Source organism: Methylophilus sp. 14 (assembly GCF_015354345.1).
GTDB lineage: Bacteria > Pseudomonadota > Gammaproteobacteria > Burkholderiales > Methylophilaceae > Methylophilus.
Genome location: NZ_JADKYS010000007.1, coordinates 1 through 16255, shown reverse-complemented (window position 1 = coordinate 16255; position 16255 = coordinate 1). Strand labels below are relative to the sequence as shown.

At 51.0% G+C, this 16255-nt stretch carries 20 protein-coding genes; 10 read left to right on the top strand and 10 right to left on the bottom strand.

From position 1 onward, the window contains the following. The first annotated feature begins 19 nt into the window (after positions 1 to 19). From INP78_RS13105 to INP78_RS13095, 3 genes are all read left to right on the top strand, one after another. On the top strand, positions 20 to 1450 hold the full coding sequence (locus tag INP78_RS13105) for a CHASE3 domain-containing protein (protein WP_194742648.1): 1431 nt from the start codon (positions 20 to 22) through the stop codon (positions 1448 to 1450). Positions 1451 to 1589: 139 nt separating this feature from the next. After that, on the top strand, positions 1590 to 2105 hold the full coding sequence (locus INP78_RS13100) for a BON domain-containing protein (RefSeq protein WP_194742647.1): 516 nt from the start codon (positions 1590 to 1592) through the stop codon (positions 2103 to 2105). 146 nt (positions 2106 to 2251) lie between these two features. Continuing rightward, the gene (locus INP78_RS13095) at positions 2252 to 2683 is read left to right on the top strand and encodes a BON domain-containing protein (RefSeq protein WP_194742646.1); all 432 of its coding nucleotides are present in this window, start codon (positions 2252 to 2254) and stop codon (positions 2681 to 2683) included. Between the two features lie 60 nt (positions 2684 to 2743). On the opposite strand, the gene INP78_RS13090 is transcribed toward INP78_RS13095, so the two are convergent. Next, complete coding sequence (locus tag INP78_RS13090) at positions 2744 to 3346, bottom strand: lipocalin family protein (RefSeq protein WP_228522893.1); 603 nt, start codon at positions 3344 to 3346, stop codon at positions 2744 to 2746. 144 nt (positions 3347 to 3490) lie between these two features. On the opposite strand from INP78_RS13090, the gene INP78_RS13085 reads away from it, so the two are divergent. Both INP78_RS13085 and INP78_RS13080 read left to right on the top strand, forming a co-directional pair. Further along, on the top strand, positions 3491 to 3937 hold the full coding sequence (locus INP78_RS13085; RefSeq protein ID WP_194742645.1) for a glycine zipper domain-containing protein: 447 nt from the start codon (positions 3491 to 3493) through the stop codon (positions 3935 to 3937). A gap of 42 nt (positions 3938 to 3979) precedes the next feature. After that, positions 3980 to 4420 (top strand): bacteriocin, encoded by a 441-nt coding sequence (locus INP78_RS13080; protein ID WP_228522892.1) that lies wholly within the window; start codon positions 3980 to 3982, stop codon positions 4418 to 4420. Positions 4421 to 4441: 21 nt separating this feature from the next. On the opposite strand, the gene INP78_RS13075 is transcribed toward INP78_RS13080, so the two are convergent. From INP78_RS13075 to INP78_RS13065, 3 genes are all read right to left on the bottom strand, one after another. Then, complete coding sequence (locus tag INP78_RS13075; RefSeq protein WP_194742644.1) at positions 4442 to 5431, bottom strand: diguanylate cyclase; 990 nt, start codon at positions 5429 to 5431, stop codon at positions 4442 to 4444. Positions 5432 to 5564: 133 nt separating this feature from the next. Beyond that, entirely contained in the window at positions 5565 to 5888 is a 324-nt protein-coding gene (gene sugE / locus INP78_RS13070; RefSeq protein ID WP_194742643.1) for a quaternary ammonium compound efflux SMR transporter SugE, read from the bottom strand. A gap of 38 nt (positions 5889 to 5926) precedes the next feature. Continuing rightward, a complete protein-coding gene (locus INP78_RS13065) occupies positions 5927 to 6643 on the bottom strand; it encodes a pseudouridine synthase (protein WP_194742642.1) in 717 nt (238 codons plus the stop codon). Between INP78_RS13065 and INP78_RS13060 the strand changes: the two genes are divergently transcribed. Continuing rightward, positions 6642 to 6896, top strand: a complete 255-nt coding sequence (locus tag INP78_RS13060) for a hypothetical protein (protein WP_194742641.1) — start codon at positions 6642 to 6644, stop codon at positions 6894 to 6896. The two genes, INP78_RS13065 and INP78_RS13060, sit on opposite strands and share 2 nt — an antisense overlap. A gap of 516 nt (positions 6897 to 7412) precedes the next feature. Then, complete coding sequence (locus INP78_RS13055) at positions 7413 to 8207, top strand: RNA methyltransferase (protein WP_194742640.1); 795 nt, start codon at positions 7413 to 7415, stop codon at positions 8205 to 8207. Positions 8208 to 8213: 6 nt separating this feature from the next. Here INP78_RS13055 and INP78_RS13050 read toward each other — a convergent pair whose 3' ends face one another. The 3 genes from INP78_RS13050 to INP78_RS13040 are packed head-to-tail and all read right to left on the bottom strand — an operon-like array spanning position 8214 to position 10317. After that, the gene (locus INP78_RS13050) at positions 8214 to 9086 is read right to left on the bottom strand and encodes an Hsp33 family molecular chaperone HslO (protein ID WP_194742639.1); all 873 of its coding nucleotides are present in this window, start codon (positions 9084 to 9086) and stop codon (positions 8214 to 8216) included. A gap of 35 nt (positions 9087 to 9121) precedes the next feature. Then, positions 9122 to 9994 (bottom strand): tRNA glutamyl-Q(34) synthetase GluQRS, encoded by an 873-nt coding sequence (gene gluQRS / locus INP78_RS13045; protein WP_194742638.1) that lies wholly within the window; start codon positions 9992 to 9994, stop codon positions 9122 to 9124. Between the two features lie 14 nt (positions 9995 to 10008). Next, positions 10009 to 10317 (bottom strand): DUF3301 domain-containing protein, encoded by a 309-nt coding sequence (locus INP78_RS13040; RefSeq protein ID WP_024929275.1) that lies wholly within the window; start codon positions 10315 to 10317, stop codon positions 10009 to 10011. Positions 10318 to 10398: 81 nt separating this feature from the next. Here INP78_RS13040 and INP78_RS13035 point away from each other — a divergent pair, with 81 nt between their 5' ends. After that, a complete protein-coding gene (locus INP78_RS13035) occupies positions 10399 to 11073 on the top strand; it encodes a hypothetical protein (protein ID WP_194742637.1) in 675 nt (224 codons plus the stop codon). Between the two features lie 193 nt (positions 11074 to 11266). Next, on the top strand, positions 11267 to 12457 hold the full coding sequence (locus INP78_RS13030; RefSeq protein WP_194742636.1) for an ammonium transporter: 1191 nt from the start codon (positions 11267 to 11269) through the stop codon (positions 12455 to 12457). A gap of 90 nt (positions 12458 to 12547) precedes the next feature. Here INP78_RS13030 and INP78_RS13025 read toward each other — a convergent pair whose 3' ends face one another. The 3 genes from INP78_RS13025 to INP78_RS13015 form a co-directional block, all read right to left on the bottom strand. Next, positions 12548 to 13057 carry a BON domain-containing protein gene (locus INP78_RS13025; RefSeq protein WP_228522891.1) on the bottom strand — a complete coding sequence of 170 codons (510 nt, stop codon included), beginning with the start codon at positions 13055 to 13057 and terminating at the stop codon, positions 12548 to 12550. Positions 13058 to 13280: 223 nt separating this feature from the next. Next, positions 13281 to 14387 (bottom strand): NADH:flavin oxidoreductase/NADH oxidase, encoded by a 1107-nt coding sequence (locus INP78_RS13020; protein WP_194742635.1) that lies wholly within the window; start codon positions 14385 to 14387, stop codon positions 13281 to 13283. A gap of 27 nt (positions 14388 to 14414) precedes the next feature. Further along, positions 14415 to 15620 carry an MFS transporter gene (locus INP78_RS13015; RefSeq protein ID WP_228522890.1) on the bottom strand — a complete coding sequence of 402 codons (1206 nt, stop codon included), beginning with the start codon at positions 15618 to 15620 and terminating at the stop codon, positions 14415 to 14417. 70 nt (positions 15621 to 15690) lie between these two features. Between INP78_RS13015 and INP78_RS13010 the strand changes: the two genes are divergently transcribed. Next, the gene (locus tag INP78_RS13010; protein ID WP_194742634.1) at positions 15691 to 16002 is read left to right on the top strand and encodes a helix-turn-helix transcriptional regulator; all 312 of its coding nucleotides are present in this window, start codon (positions 15691 to 15693) and stop codon (positions 16000 to 16002) included. The last annotated feature ends 253 nt before the right edge of the window (positions 16003 to 16255 follow it).

Sequence of the window (16255 nt, the reverse complement as noted above, 5' to 3'; positions counted from 1 at the left end):
ATCTTTTCACTCAACCGCCATGCAAAAAGTCAGAACCACCCTTATCGCCCTGCTTGATCGACTGGAGAAAATCAGTGATACCTTTGGCGGTAACACGGTGGCTTTGCTCACGGTGAGTCTGATGCTGGCAGCCGCCATGCTGGTGGTGAATGACCGTTTTATCGTCACCACGCGTGAAAAAACTGATGTGTTAGCCATGCTAGACCAGTTGCTGTTCGAAACGTCGAAAACCCAGTCTAACCTGGCCATCGCCGAAAGTGCGCAGCGCGGTTACCTGCTGACGCGTTCGGAGCATTATTTCCAGCCGTATGATGATGCGACCAAGCAAATGGGCCAGCATTTACGCAATATTAATAAGTTGCTCAACCATACCAACCTGGTCAAGCATCCGGTGATACAAAACACCATGAGCGAGCTGGTGAACAGTATTGTTAAAAAGTCCGCCGAAATGAATGTGACCATTGATTTCGCCAAAAAGCGCCAGTTTGATAAAGCATTGGCGGTCGTCAAGCTGGATTCAGGGGTCAAGGAAAGCCGGAATATTGAGGTGTTGTCCCGCCAGTTTGAAAAGCTGGTGCTGGACTACCGAGATGAAGTGGCTGATACGCGGGATATGACCAGTAAGCTGATGCGCTGGTTTGTCATGGCCTGCCCGCTGATTTTTGTCTCATTGGTGGTGCTGGTGATTCGCCGCTTGTTACGTGAGTTGGCGGAGAAGGCCAATTTATATGTACGCCTCACCGATGAGAATGCCGAATATGAGCGCAACATCCAGCGTCTGACCACCACCGTGCAGCGCCAGGCATTGCAGGCGCAAACTAATATTGAGCATGAGCGTTATCAACTATCCCGCGAGTTGCATGATGAGCTTGGGTCTTTGCTGACCGCGATCAAGATGGATATCTCCTGGGCCATCAAGCATGTGAAAGATCAATTGCCGCAGGTGACCGACAAGCTCAAAAAGACTAACCAGTACCTGGATCGTAGTATTAACTTTAAACGCGAAATCGTGCAGAACCTGCATCCGGCCATGATTAAGAGTTTTGGCTTAATTGCCTCGTTGCAAAACCTGATTGATGAAGCCAGGACACGTAACCAGTGGCAAATGGATATTATTATGCCCGAGCAGGAAATGGCGATTAACGAGACGGTCAGCCTGATTGTTTACCGGCTGGTGCAGGAGAGTTTGAATAACTGCAGCAAGTACGCCAAGGCGACCGAGGTCTCTGTGCATTTAATGCATGACGAGCAGCATATCAAGTTGGAAATTATCGATAACGGGATCGGCTTTGACCCGGAAAAGCTCACTAATAGCACGCATGGCATCAGCGGGATGTGTAACCGTGTGGAGTCCATTGGTGGGCATTATGAAATCTCCAGCGCCCCGCAACAAGGTGCCAGCACGCGTGTGCTGTTGCCTTATCTCAAGAGTGATTCTGCCATCGACTGAGCCAGCATCAACCTCAATGTAGTCTTATTCTGACATGACTTTCAGTCGTTGGACGACTGACCTGACACGCGTGCCTGATTAATATGGCCACACAAGACAGCAGAACTGTTTTGTGTAACGCGTGAAAAAGGAGACGCTCATGTTAATGTCAAAATACACACAAGCAACAATCTTTGGCGGCCTGTTGGCGACAACCATCACACTCAATGCTTTCGCATTCGATTTGCAGGAAGTCCAGAATGGTGAAAAACCTTACCTGGAAGAATTTAATACCCTGGACAAGAATGCCAATAACGCATTGACCTGGTCTGAAGTGCAACAGGACAAAGGCGTTAAGCAACCAGATTTTAAAGCCTATGACCATGACAAGGATGGCAGTTTGAGCTACGAAGAATATGCAGAGCTCAAAACACAGACTGGTCAAAAAGCGATTAAAGGCGCGATGTCAGATAGCTGGATTACCACTAAAGTGAAAGCGCGCTTGCTGGAAGAAGAATCTTTGAAGTCGCTCAAAATCAGTGTGGAAACGCACAAAGGTGAAGTGCTCATCAGTGGTTTTGTTGCTGACTCAGCCCTTAAAACCAAGGCCGAGCAACTGGTGGCCAGCGTTGAAGGCGTGAAATCTGTGAAAAACGCCATCGTGGTAAAAGGCTAATAAACACCCCCTCGCAAGCTACATATCCTCTCCCAAGTGCGTAGCTTGCTTTTTTCTTGCGGCGGGTTGTTCTTTCATGTGTTGACTGATTCATCCTCTGTACAACTTGAACAACTCGCCACCTTATGCAACAGAAAGGAAACATCATGAATAAGATGAACCGATATCTGGCAATGAGTACGATGATTGCATTATTAATGGGTGGTAGTGCCAATGCACTGGCTGCGGGTGTGCTAGCCAAAGCCGAGCCCATGTACAATTTTCTGCCTAGTGACACCGTGGTTGATAATGTGAAAAACACCTTGCAAACCAATGGTGTGGATGTGTCCAATATTCAGGTCGATGCCGATGCGCAAGGTGTGGTGCAGTTGAGCGGTGAAGTGGCCTCCAAACAGGATGTGGAAACGGTCACCACACTGGCCAAGCAGGCTGATGGCGTGTATGCGGTATTAGGTGCATTGCGCTACAGCACGGGTGAAGTCGTGCCAGCGCCTGTGCCTGCAGGGTTGGATTCTGTGATGGATGCGCCCGCGGCAGGCCCTGAAAGCGAGCAGCCACAACAGATAGACGCGCAATGAACAGAGCGGGAGGGGCAGCCCTCCCGCGCGTTGATCTCCAGTGGGTTGACGCGGCAGGAATTAGTGATGCTGGGGCATCACATGTCGACCGGATTCGTACTCAACCTGGTTGGACTGGCGGATGAACAATAACTGGTCGGTGGCGAATCCCAGCTCTTTGGCTTTGGCCATCAGGTGTTGTTTGATCGGGTAGGTGAGTTGCGGCGTCCGTGACAATATCCATAAATAGTCACGACCGCTGCTTACCAGAGCATAGTTGTAATAGGGCTGGTCTACTTCGAGAATATTGTAATCGCCATAAAACGGCCCGAAGAAAGACACTTTAAGGCGGCCTGTGCGACTACCGTCTGCATTGGCCGGGTCAACAAACTTGGCTTTGCCTATGGCTTCACTCCAGTCGTTTTTCTCCGGACTAAATCCACGGTTAACCACTTTGAGTGTGCCATCCGGCTTAATGCTGTAGTTGGCAGTCACCTGTTCCAGCCCCTTTTCAAATGTGTTGTCCAATCTGGCGATTTCATACCAGGTGCCCACATATTGGGTCGGGTCAAAACGTTTTATAACAGCCTGTTCTGCTTGTGGTGGTAACGGGGCCGAGCAGGCGGTTAAGGTTAACGCAATCAAAGGATAAAACAGTCGTGATAAACGGGTAGCTGGCATCATGTCAGTAAGTCGGTTGGGGGATAGTAAAAACCAAGATATTAAAAGCAATGCTGTCTAAGAGGACAGTTTAAAATAACATAAATTCAAACCATAAAATTAATCAACTCAACATTCAAGCAAGCAGTTATTCAAATAAGGGAAGATATGAAATTTTTAAATATGTGCAAGGTATGGGGTGTGTTGGCGTTGTTATCGACAACCGCCATGGCGGATAATCTGGAAACCGGGCTGGGCGGTGGCGTAGGTGCCGCTGCAGGCACTGCGGTAGGTAGTGTACTCGGTGGTAGCACAGGTGAAGTGATTGGTGGCGCGGTAGGCGGTGGCCTGGGTGGCGCCGCGACAACTGGCCGTTCAGGCCGTACAGGCGCTATTCTGGGTGGTGCCGCAGGCGGCGCAACCGGTGCGATTGTTGGTCGTAAAGTGAGCGGAACCACGACTGGTGCTGTGGTCGGCGCAGGGGTCGGTGGTGCTGGCGGCGCAGTGGTTGGTAAGGTGATTGACGAACCTGATCCATACCAGAGAAGTTATCGTGGTAAAAAAGGTAAAAAACATGGCCACCATCATGGCCGTGGTCATCATGACCATGATTAACTCCCAATCATCAAGCATGGGCATTGAGCCTGGAGGATCTGTATGAGAATCTGGATATTATCTGTCAGCCTGTTATGCATGAGCCATGTTGCGCAGGCGCAAAGTTGCAATAATCAGGCCGTCGGCGCCAGTGGTGTCGGTGGCTTGGCTGGTTCGGCGATTGGTGCAGTCATGCTGGGTCCTGCCGGTGAGGTATTGGGCGGGGCAGTCGGTGGTGCCGTTGGTAGCGTGGTTGCCAGTGGTGGCAAGACACAGCCTCATACCATGCTGGGTGGGGCAGTCGGCGGTGCTGGCGGTGCGATTCTCGGCCGCGGCTTGGGTGGCGGCCGTTTACTGGCGGTGATTGGCGCTGGACTGGGCAGTGCAGGTGGTGCCTGTGTGGCACAACAGGCCGGATCCGGAAAAAATCACCATGCGGTCAGCGCTAAAAAACGGTCGGCCAATAACGCCACGGCCAAAGCGCAAAAATTGTTGGGTAGTTAAGCCGGTCCCCGTCCATTCAAGTCATTTGATGGCGGGGTGCGGCTGGTGTAACAACGCGGTAGATTTTTTGCGTTGATACATCAGTGCATCGCCTTCCACCAGCAGTTGCTCAACGGATTTTGGCAGTTGTGGGTCGAACTCGACGATGCCTTGGGCAAACGAGAGTTGGTATGGTTGACGTTGCTGCTGTCTGACCGTATCCAGGTACGTCGTTAAGCGGTCTACATAAATGTGTGCTTCGTGCTGGCGGGCGTTCGCTAGCAAGATGACAAACTCATCTCCACCCAGCCGGGCAAAAATATCTGAGCTGCGGCCCACCAGTTTCAACCCTTTGCCAAACGCCTGCAAGGCCCGGTCGCCTTCATCATGGCCATAAGTGTCATTAATCGGTTTAAATCCATTCAGGTCCAGAAAGACCAGCGTGGCAAACACGTGGTGGCGGGTGAAGTAGTTCAGGTATTTCTCGGTGAGCATGATGAATCCACGCCGATTACTTAAATCGGTCAGTTCATCCATGGTCGCCATTTCAATCGCCGCCAGCTCATTTTCCACCATCACGGCCAGATCGTTCAGGTCTGCGAGATATTCGGCGTCAAAGGCGCGTGGCTTGGTGTCTATCAGGCATAAGGTGCCAATTTTAAAACCACGCATCGTGCGTATCGGCCTGCCTGCATAAAAGCGGATATGCGGTGCAGCCGTCACCAGTGGATTGTCCATAAAACGCGGATCTTTTGAGGCATCATTGATGACAAAAGTGTCATTGCCCAAAATGGCATGACCGCAGAAGGAAATGTCTCTGGGCGTTTCCAGCACAGGCAAACCCATGCATGATTTGAACCACTGGCGGTTGGTGTCCACCAGGCTGACCAGCGCAATCGGCACATCGAACATGCGCGTTGCAATCCTGGTCAGGCGGTCAAAACGTTCTTCTGCCTGGGTGTCGAGAATGGCCAGTGCATGTAAGACATGCAGGCGCTCTATTTCATTGGCCGGGATGGCGGGAGGTTGCAAAATACTCGCTCCAGTCAAACGATGGTGTCATGATCATACCGCTTTTTTGCGTACGGAGACAAAAAAATACACTTGTTTCCTCCGTCTGTGTTGACGGTCTTTGCTTGAAGGCCGAGTGATTAAGTTTGCGTGATTAAGACTGCAAGGTGGCGAGTTTAAGACCGATAATCCCTGCCATAATCAAGCACAAACTAATGATGCGTAGTGCAGAGACCGGTTCGTTAAATAGCCAGATACCACCAATCACCGTACCAACAGCGCCTATGCCCACCCACACCGCATAAGCCGTGCCTACGGGCAAAGACTTGACGCACAGACCCAATAACCAGACGCTGATGACCATCGCCAGAATGGTCCAGAATGATGGCCAGAAGCGGGTGAATCCATCCGTATATTTCAAGCCTATGGCCCAGGCCGTTTCAAACAAGCCAGCAATTACCAGGGTTATCCACGTCATAGAGTTTCCTTGTGAGTGATGTGATTACAAAGCGCACATTAAGACTGCACAGCAATTAAATCTTCAGCGGTCAGCCAGCGCCATTCGCCTGCCGCCAACGATTCAGGCAGGGTCAGTTGGCCAATTTGAATGCGTTTCAACGCGTCAACACGGTTGCCAATCGCCGCAATCATGCGTTTGACCTGGTGGTATTTTCCTTCCGCCAGCGTCATGTGTATCACCGTTGCCGACACGCTGGTCACCGCCAGTGCCGCAATGGTTTCCTCTTCGTCAATCAGTTTGACACCAGACAGCAAATGCTCAAGGTCAGCCGCACTCAAGGCGTGTTTGCAAGTCACCTCATATACCTTGGGCACATGGTGCTTGGGCGAGCTGACTTTATGGATAAACTGTCCATCATCCGACAGTAAAATCAAACCAGTCGTATCTTCGTCCAGACGGCCTATGCATTGAATGCCGCGCTCCACCAGTGGCTCAGGTAACAGCGTGTAAATGGTCGGGTGGAACTGGGTTTTATGCGTGCATTCATAATGCGCAGGCTTGTGCATCAGCAGATAGCTATGTTCGCGATATTGCCAGGCCTCGCCACTCACAGTGAAATGCAGTGTGTCGTCTAACGCGAACTTGGCGTCCGGGTCATCGCACATTTCACCGTTGACGGTGACCTCTTCGTTGACGATTAAAATGCGGCACATTTTGCGTGTACCAAAACCCTGACGGTGCAGGATACGTTCTAAATCTAATGTTTTTGCCATGAATAAGATTATACGTGAATTGGATGGAGGCTTTGGTGAGACTGGTTTTTTTGATGTGCTAGAAAGTCATTCTTATGTCGGATGGCATGCTGAGGAGCGTATGGATTATGTCGTTGAGATGCTTTTCGCCTTTTCGGCGAGTTACTTTTCTTTGCTTGCACAAAGAACAAGTAACCAAAAGAAATGCACCCCAGCTTCCGCTTTTATCCTGTGCTACTCGGCTTGCCGGGCGTCAATCAAAAACTCGTCCTGACAAGCCACACAGAACGTGGCTTGTTGCGGGGCTCAAACAGTTGATTGCCGAAATCCCCCGCCAATCCTGCGTTGCTCGGCGCGTCAGATGGGGACCCCGAACACCATGCGACTGCAACTCTCGATGGTTATAAGAAAAGAATTCTTTTGAATTGTCCCAACTTCTACGCTGCTGCTTAAATGAGAATAATCCCATCCCATCACGCTGAGTAGCGGAAACAAAATAAGAGTAGAGGGAGCGACTGTCTGAGCTCCGCGGCAGCTTGCGTCGTGTGCAAGCTGCTAGGGCGAGTTTCGTGACCGGCTTATTTTGTTGAGCAACGCAAGGGAGCCGTCAGGCCGTGATGGCTGGGTGTCGTCCTCTTTGGTTACTTTCTGGGGGACAAGCACCAGAAAGTGACTCGCCGAAAGGCGAAAAAGTAAGTCACATGAGCCCACCGAAGTAAAAATTGAGGAAAATGATGTTTCTTCATAATCCCAAAATCAGCCACCTAACCAATTCACGTATAATCCCGCCATGGCCTTCAAACACATCACTTCCCGCGATAATCCCGTTTTTAAACAGCTACGCAAACTGCTCGATCAGTCGCGTGAGCGTAAAAAAACATCGTCAACGCTGCTTGAAGGCGTGCATTTAATCGAGGCATATTGCCAAACCTATGGTGAGCCACGTTTGCTGATTATTCCCGAAGGGCATAGCACGGTAGAGGCGACAGGGCTGATTCAGCAGTTGTCTGATGTAGACACCATGTTGCTGCCAACGTTGATGTTTGCCGAGCTGGCACCGGTAGCGTCTAGCAGTGGCGTGATGGCGCTGGTGGATATTCCTGAGCCAGCCTTGCCTGAGAACGTGGATTTTGCCTTGCTGATTGAAGATATTCAGGACCCGGGTAATTTGGGCAGTATGTTACGTACCGCTGCGGCGGCTGGTGTGCAGGTGGCTTATTTGAGCAAGGGCTGTACCGATGCCTGGTCACCCAAGGCTTTGCGCGGTGGGCAGGGCGCACAGTTTGTGTTGCCTGTGGTTGAAGGGGTGGATGCGGTAGAGGTCGTTAATGCGTTTGCCGGAAACACCCTGGCCTTGACCATGCAGGGTGAGAGCTTGTATCAGCAAGCTCTGCGTGAACCGGTGCTGTTTGCGGTGGGTAATGAAGGCGCGGGCATTTCAGCCGCCTTGCAATCTGCCGTGAGTACTTGCATTACTATTCCGATGGCGCATCAGGGGACCTTGGCGCTGGAGTCACTGAATGCAGCAGCGGCCACGGCGGTGGCGCTATTTGAGTGTCAGCGCCAACGCTTGTTGGCGGATTAACTGCTTTTAGTGCGTGACCTCATGGTCATCATCTTCGTCAAATAGCGCCAGCGCTTCTTGCTCGTCGACCACATAGTGTTTGTTGCAGAAGTCACATTGAATCTGCACACTGCCTTGTTCTTCAATGATGCTGCGTACTTCGGCCATGCCCAGCATTTGCAGCATATTGGTGACGCTGGTTTGTGAGCAGCTACAAAATGCCTGCACGTCACGGCCGCTGAACAAGCGCACATCTTCTTCTACAAACAGGCGTTGTAGCAGGGTAACGGTGTCCAGGTTTAACAATTCCTGATCGGTGACCGTACCTGCCAGATGTTGCACGCGATTCCAGCAATCGAGGTCACTTTCTTGTTGTTGCGGCAACTTTTGCAGCAGCAAGCCTGAGGCGCGCTCGCCATCAGAGGCTAACCACAAACGCGTATCAATTTGTTGCGAGCGCAGCATGTAGTTTTCTAGCATGCTGGCAATACTGTCGCCTTCTAGCGGCACAATACCTTGATAGGGCTCGCCTTCTTCAGGCATTAAGGTAATCACTAATTGCCCTTGTTTGAGCCAGGCTGTGAGGTGATCGCCATGCAATTCACCGCTGACTTTTGCCGTGGCGCGGATATTCAGCCCGGAGGTACATTCCACCACCAATAGTTGCAGCGCACCCTGGCTTTGCAACTGCAAAATCAGCTTGCCCTGCATTTTGAGGGTGGCGGTCAGCAGCACGCTGGCGGCGGTAAACTCGCCGATGGCTTTTTTTAGCACCGGTGGCAATGTCTGGTGCTCAAGCGCGGTCGACAGGCTTTGGTCTAATTGGACACAGTTGCCACGCACGGCAGACTGCTCAAAAATAAACGGGTGTAATTGGTCTTGGTTGCGATCTTGGTTCATGCCGCTATTTTACCATTTGGATGGCGCCCTAATTGTTAATCGCTGGTAACTTTCGGCAGTTGCCAGTGTGCGATGGCCCATTGCCACACGTTTGCCAGTGGCAATGACAGGGCATTATCCGGTAATGGTTGTTGCAGAAAAGTGAGGGCTGCGACCAGTGTCTCGACAACATTATCGTCTGGTAACGCAGTGGCCAAGGTCTGTTTGCTTAGTTTTTGGCCGTCGGCATTGAGCACCAGCGGGATATGGGCGTAAACCGGCGTGGGGTAGCCCAGTAATTGTTGCAGGTAAATTTGCCGCGTGGTGGAGTTGAGCAAATCAGCCCCGCGCACCACATGCGTGACGCCTTGCAAGGTGTCATCTACCACCACCGCCAGTTGGTAGCTGAACAGCCCATCGGCACGTTTTACGACAAAGTCACCAATGTCGCTGGCCATCTGGTGTTGCTGCTGGCCTTGAATCTGATCTGCAAAGCGGATGGTTTGCGCATCTGTTTTAATGCGCCAGGCAGCCGCGGCGCCGGGTTTGGTGGCATGTTGCAAACAGGTGCCAGGATAAATGGCACCTTCTATACCAAGCAATGTGCTGGAGTCAGCAATCTCTTTGCGTGAGCAGGTACAGGGGTAGGCCAGGCCGCGCTGGTGCAGTTGCGCTAAGGCGGTTTGGTAGTGAGCGCCGCGCTGGCTTTGGTAAACAATGTCATCATCCCACGCAAAGCCGTAGCGTTGCAGGGTATGAATAATCTCTTCGCTGGCGCCCGCGACATATCGGGTTTGATCCACATCCTCAATGCGCAGCAGCCATTGTCCACCGCGACTTTTGGCATCGCAGTAGCTGGCAACGGCGGCGACCAGTGAGCCAAAGTGTAATGGCCCGGTGGGCGAGGGGGCGAAGCGGCCGATGACCATCTGTTGCGTGAGTGTTATTGCGCGGCGTAGGGTGGAATATGCCAGGCCACCAGTTGCGCACCGCGCAGTTGCAAATGGCAGGCCATACGCTCCACGCCCTGGCTGGAGACGTCAAAGGTATACGTGCGCTGCAATTGCATACGGCCATTGCCATCGCGGGCAAAGCCGACGCGCGAGCAGGCAACGGTTTCATCTAAAAATTGCAGATGGCAACGCTCTGCCAGTTGACGGCCTATCTTTAAGGCCGCTTCGCGTTTGGCGACAGAGTCCATCCAAAACCATGCGCCAGCAATCAAAATGGCCAATAAAGCCCATTCAGCCATTGTTGTTCTCCCGTAAAGCGATCATATGTTTCAGTGTATGATGTTTCAAGTTCATATTCCTCTATATCAGTGCAGCCTGTCATGAGTTCAAGTCGCGAAGCAGACGCTATTCAAGCTTATTATAATTTATTGCATGGCAAGGGCGCGGATGACGCCATTATGGCGCAGCGTGATGCCTTGCTGGCGGAGTTAAGCCCCTTACTGGCAGACCAGGAGTGTACCAGCACCGCCTACCGCCAGGCGGTTGACGATTGCCTGGCCGATAAACCGGCACAACGCTGGCCGGAATTGCTCACCATTATCCGCGAGTTTTATCCGTTTTGGCGTGGCGATGTCAAAGCCGTCATGCAATATGCGGACACCGTTGGTTTCGAGTTGCACCCGATTAGCTGGCAACCGGCCGTCATCGACTTGCAGTCCGTCTGGCCAGCCTTGCAGTCAGAGAAGTTTGAAACCTCGGAGTTATGGGCGCTCAACGGCTATGTCAAAGCGCTTAAGTCTATGGAGCACAAGCAGGAGATGGACATCGAGTTGCGCACACGCATGGCCAAGCTGATGTTGCTACGTTTGCGTGAAGCACCGATGACAGAAAAAAATGCGTTTCGCATCACTGCCGATGCGACCTTGCCTTTGTTTAACCTCAAAAATACCCGCCACCTGTTTTTAAACGCCGTGCGTGAGTTTTACTATTTTTGGGCGGCGCATCCTGATGCGGTGGAAATGCTCAAACAACTGCAACCGCCAGAAATTATGTAAAAATGCACTTAAAATGTGCAATGCACTTTAGTGTGTTCATTTTTGGTGCATTTTGTCGATAACCTAAAATGCACTTCCTTTAAAATCAACCACATATAAATGGTCTGATATTTGCTTTCAACCTGCGCATTAAAAATAAGGCGTGCCTAAAGGCAAAACGCCCATGTGTATAAAACGATAGTTGGAGAGCGAAATGGAAGCATTAGTGTCAGCGAATGACGTCTTGTTTGTATTGCTGGGAGCCATCATGGTGCTGGCAATGCATGCCGGGTTTGCCTTTTTGGAAGTCGGCACCGTGCGTCAAAAAAACCAGGTCAATGCCCTGGTTAAAATTATGGTGGATTTTTGTGTCTCCACCATCGCCTATTTTTTCATTGGTTACAGCATTGCCTATGGCATCAACTTTTTCACCGGCGCGGATGTATTAGCGGCGAAAAGTGGCTATGACCTGGTCAAATTCTTTTTTCTACTCACCTTTGCTGCTGCTATCCCTGCGATTGTGTCCGGCGGCATTGCTGAGCGTGCCAAGTTTAATCCGCAAATGGCCGCAACCTTTCTCATTGTCGGTTTTGTCTACCCGTTTTTTGAAGGCATCGCCTGGAACAACCATTTCGGTTTACAGGACTGGTTGAAAACCAGTTTTGGCGCTGGTTTTCATGATTTCGCTGGTTCGGTAGTGGTGCATGCCATGGGCGGCTGGATCGCGCTGGCGGCGGTGGTATTGCTGGGTGCACGTAATGGCCGCTATACCAAAGATGGCCGTTTGCACGCTTATCCACCATCCAATATTCCTTTCCTGGCGTTGGGAGCCTGGATACTCACGGTCGGCTGGTTTGGCTTTAACGTCATGTCGGCACAAGCGATTCAGAATATCTCCGGCCTGGTCGCTGTTAACTCCCTGATGGCACTGGTCGGCGGCACCCTGGCCGCACTGGTGCTCGGTAAAAATGACCCGGGTTTTGTCCACAACGGTCCTTTGGCGGGCCTGGTCGCCGTCTGCGCAGGATCTGACGTCATGCACCCGCTAGGTGCCTTAGTCACCGGTGCCGTGGCAGGCTCGCTGTTTGTATGGGCGTTTACCGTCACTCAAAACCGCTTAAAAATTGATGACGTACTTGGCGTATGGCCACTGCACGGCTTGTGTGGCGCCTGGGGTGGCATTGCCGCTGGTATTTTCGGCTGCTCAGCATTAGGCGGCATGGGTGGCGTCAGTGTGATCAGCCAGATCATTGGCACGCTGGTCGGCGTGACCATTGCCCTGGTCGGCGGTGTCATTGTTTATGGCTTGATCAAGAAAATGGTCGGTATTCGCTTGGATGCCGAGTCAGAGTTTGACGGCGCAGATTTAAGTATTCATAAAATTCCGTCAGTGTCTGGTGATTAAATCTGATCTCAAGACCTCGATTCACCATTATCGCATTCCATAGACAACGGCCTCCAATTTGGAGGCCGTTGTGTTTTCTGGCGGATGCAGTTAGCTTTTAACTTCTAAACTGTTCTTCACCGCTTTCACACCTTCAATTTTCGCCACAATCTTCTCTGCTTTTGCTTTCATCGCGGCGCTTTCAACAAAACCACTCAAGATCACTTCCCCTTTATAAGTTTCTACACTGATCTGCAAGCTCTTGATATCTTTAGCTCTTAACAACTCTTCCTTCGCCTTAGTGGTAATCACACTATCATCGACCACGCGAGACACATTTTTGTTGACCGCTTTAGATTTATAAGTGGAATACTCGTCTTGGTCTAAGGTGCCATCTTTATCCACGTCCGCTTTGGCAAAGCGCTTTTTGGTGAAAAGCTTGTCTTCTGAGGCTTCGGTAAAAGAAAGTAATCCATCCCCTGATTTATCAAGTTGATTAAATTCAGTAGACAACGGCGCTTGATTGTCTTTGATTTCATCGGTATCGAAAGCCATCGCATGGGTTGAGGTAATACAAATGAAAGTCGCTGCTAACACGTTGGTTTTAATAGATGTTTTCATGATATTTTTCCTTAGTTGATGAAGGCACAAAACATTGCTTTATAAATTTGTTTTGTTACTACCCATACTAAGTTGACATGTTCAGTCAAAACATCCTCGTGATGCTGATTCAGCTGTCAGTGGGCGCTGACAGCGTTTAGCTTTCTGTGAGCCTTAAAACGATATCAGGCCGATAAAAAAACCTGCCAGAGGGCAGGCTTTTTTATGCGTGAAACGCGCCGCCTTAGTCTTGGGTTGGGCTGTGATATCTCGCCAGCCAGTGCGCATAAGGCGCAGGCAGCACCCAGGCAGCGTTTTCTTTGCCGAGTTGCTTGGCAGCGAAATAGGGCCAATGCGGGTTTTCCAGGTGGGCACGGCCTATCATGGCTAGGTCCAACTCCTGTTTACGAATCGCGTTATCTGCCAGATTCGGTGCGCCAAAGCCCCAGGCGGATGAGACGGGAATGCCTGCCTCATTACGTACGCGTTGGGCAATCGGGGCCAGAAACGCTGGGCCCCAAGGAATATTGGTTTCCGGAATGGTAAACCCTACGCTGACACTGAGCATATCCAGGCCACGTTGTTTCCAGGCTTTCACCAGTTGAATTGACTCACTCAATGTTTCTTCATCTTTGCCATCATATTCAATCACGCCGAATCGCGCCGTGAGTGGCAAGTTCTCCGGCCAGACCTCGCGGATAGCTTCCAGGGTTTCAATGGTAAAGCGCGAACGGTTCTCAAAGCTGCCGCCGTAACTATCGGTGCGGTGGTTGGAATGTGCAGAGGTAAAACTTTGCCCGAGGTAGCCATGCGCAAAGTGGATTTCCAGCCACTCGAAACCTGCATCCAGCGCACGTTTGGCCGCGGCTACAAAATCATTTTTTACGCGTTGAATATCATCAATCGTCATTGCTTTTGGTACACGTGGCAAGTCGCCACCAAACGCAATGGCTGAGGGGGCAATAGGTTGCCAGGCACGCGCATCACCTTCTTTGATATGGTCATCGCCTTCCCATGGTTTATTAGCGCTTGCTTTGCGGCCTGCATGCGCAATCTGGATGCCGGGCACTGCACCAGCCGCTTTGATGGCTGCCGCAATTTCACGCAGCTTTTCAGCTTGTGCATCATTCCATATGCCCAGGCAGCCCGGTGTGATGCGGCCTTCTGGTGCGACGCCAGTCGCTTCTACAATCACCAAACCGCTGCCGCCACGGGCAAGCGAGGTGTAATGCGCCAGGTGCCAGTCATTCACCACGCCATCTTCGGCCATATATTGGCACATAGGTGGAATCGCGATGCGGTTTCTGAGAGTGATGTCTTTTAATTGGTAGCTTGAAAATAAGTCAGCCATGATGGTCCTTTGATGATGAAAGCGTGTTTACGCAGGTGTTGAATGAGGGCGGCTTGCAACCAGTCGCAGTTCGACTACCGCCAATACGAGTCCGACAAATACGATGCAGGCAGCAATCCAGCCTATCGAGGTGAGCCCTAATCCTGAGGAAATCACCAGCCCACCGACCCAGGCACCGGCCGCATTACCCACATTGAAGGCACCGATGTTCATGGCAGAGGCCAGGGTAGGGGCGCCGCTGGCTTTTTCGAGGATTTTTATCTGTAATGAAGGCACCATCGCAAAGCCCGCAATGCCGAGTAAGCCAACCAGGCTGACGACCGCGATCTGGTTATGCGAAAACAGCGAGAAAGAGGCCAAGGTGGCGATGATGAGCATCAACGCACCGATGAGTGTTTTATCGAGGTTGATGTCTGCAAGCTTGGCGCCAATAATGTTGCCAATCACCATGCCTACGCCAAATAACAAAAATACCGGGGAGATGGCCGCGGGTGAAAAATGGGCCACATCGGTCAAAATCGGCGCCACATAAGTGAGGATGGCGAACAAGCCAGTGTCTGCAATAATGGTTAGCAATAATCCAGCAATCACCTGCGGTTGCAACAAGGCATTGATCTCAGACTTAACCGCCACTTTTTCTGCATGATGGTCACTGGGCACCAGAAAGTAGATCGCTGCCAATGCCAACGGGCCTATCATGGTCACTGCCCAAAAGGTTGATCGCCAACCTAAGAGTTGGCCTAACCAGGTGCCCGCAGGCACGCCAACCACGTTGGCCACTGTGAGGCCTGTAAACATCAATGCAATCGCCAGTGCACGCTTGTCTTTGGGCACCAGGCTGGTCGCCACCACAGCGCCTATGCCAAAAAACGTCCCATGCGCAAATGAAGTCACCACTCTCGCGATCATCAGTGTGGTGTAATCCGGCGCGATGGCGCAGATCAGGTTGCCCAGCGTAAATATGCCCATCAACCACAGCAAAGACTTTTTGCGCGAAAACTTGGCCATTAAGATAGACATCATCGGCGCGCCAAGCGCCACGCCCAAGGCATAGCCACTGATTAATAACCCCGCCATGGGAATAGTGACCTGTAAGTCGCGGCTGACCTCGGGCAGCAAGCCCATAATCACAAATTCTGTGGTGCCTATGCCGAATGCTCCGGCCATTAATGCATATAAGGCGAGGGGGATACCTTGTGATGACACTTGTTGTTGCATAACGCTTTTACTCATGAATTAACTTCTATAGTTCGAATATAATCGAATTATAGAATAACATCAAGTGGCATGATAAAATAATGCCATGCGCCAGATTAAGCATCCTAGTATTGATCAAGTAGAGCTGACAGACATCATGTATGCCCTGTCTGAGCCGACGCGCCTGGAGATTGTTGGCCGTTTGGCGAATGCTGGCCGCAAACTCACCTGCGGTGAGCTGGATTTAAATCGCCCTAAATCCAGCATGTCGCATCACTTTAAAATCCTGCGCGCAGCCGGATTAGTGGAAACCTTGATTGAAGGCACTGAGCATATGAATGCGCTCAGAATTGCGGAGATTGAGCAGAAGTTTCCTGGGGTATTGCAGTCGGTTTTAACTGCACTTAATAAATCGTAACGGTATGATTTATTGTTGAAAAACACCTCAAGTTAAGAGGTGCTTTTTAATTTTTCGGGCTTTGTGTTTTCTCTCCCAGATAATCAGATTGACTACAGCGTCACTAGTGTATGGGCTTAAAATGTTGCATCTGGACTTACTGAATCGCCCCGGCTGCATTAGATACTTTTTAGCCTCATAATTGAGGTTAACAGGAGTATTAAATGAGCAATAAAAGATTCACTGAGGAATTCAAACAAGAAGCGGTCAGATT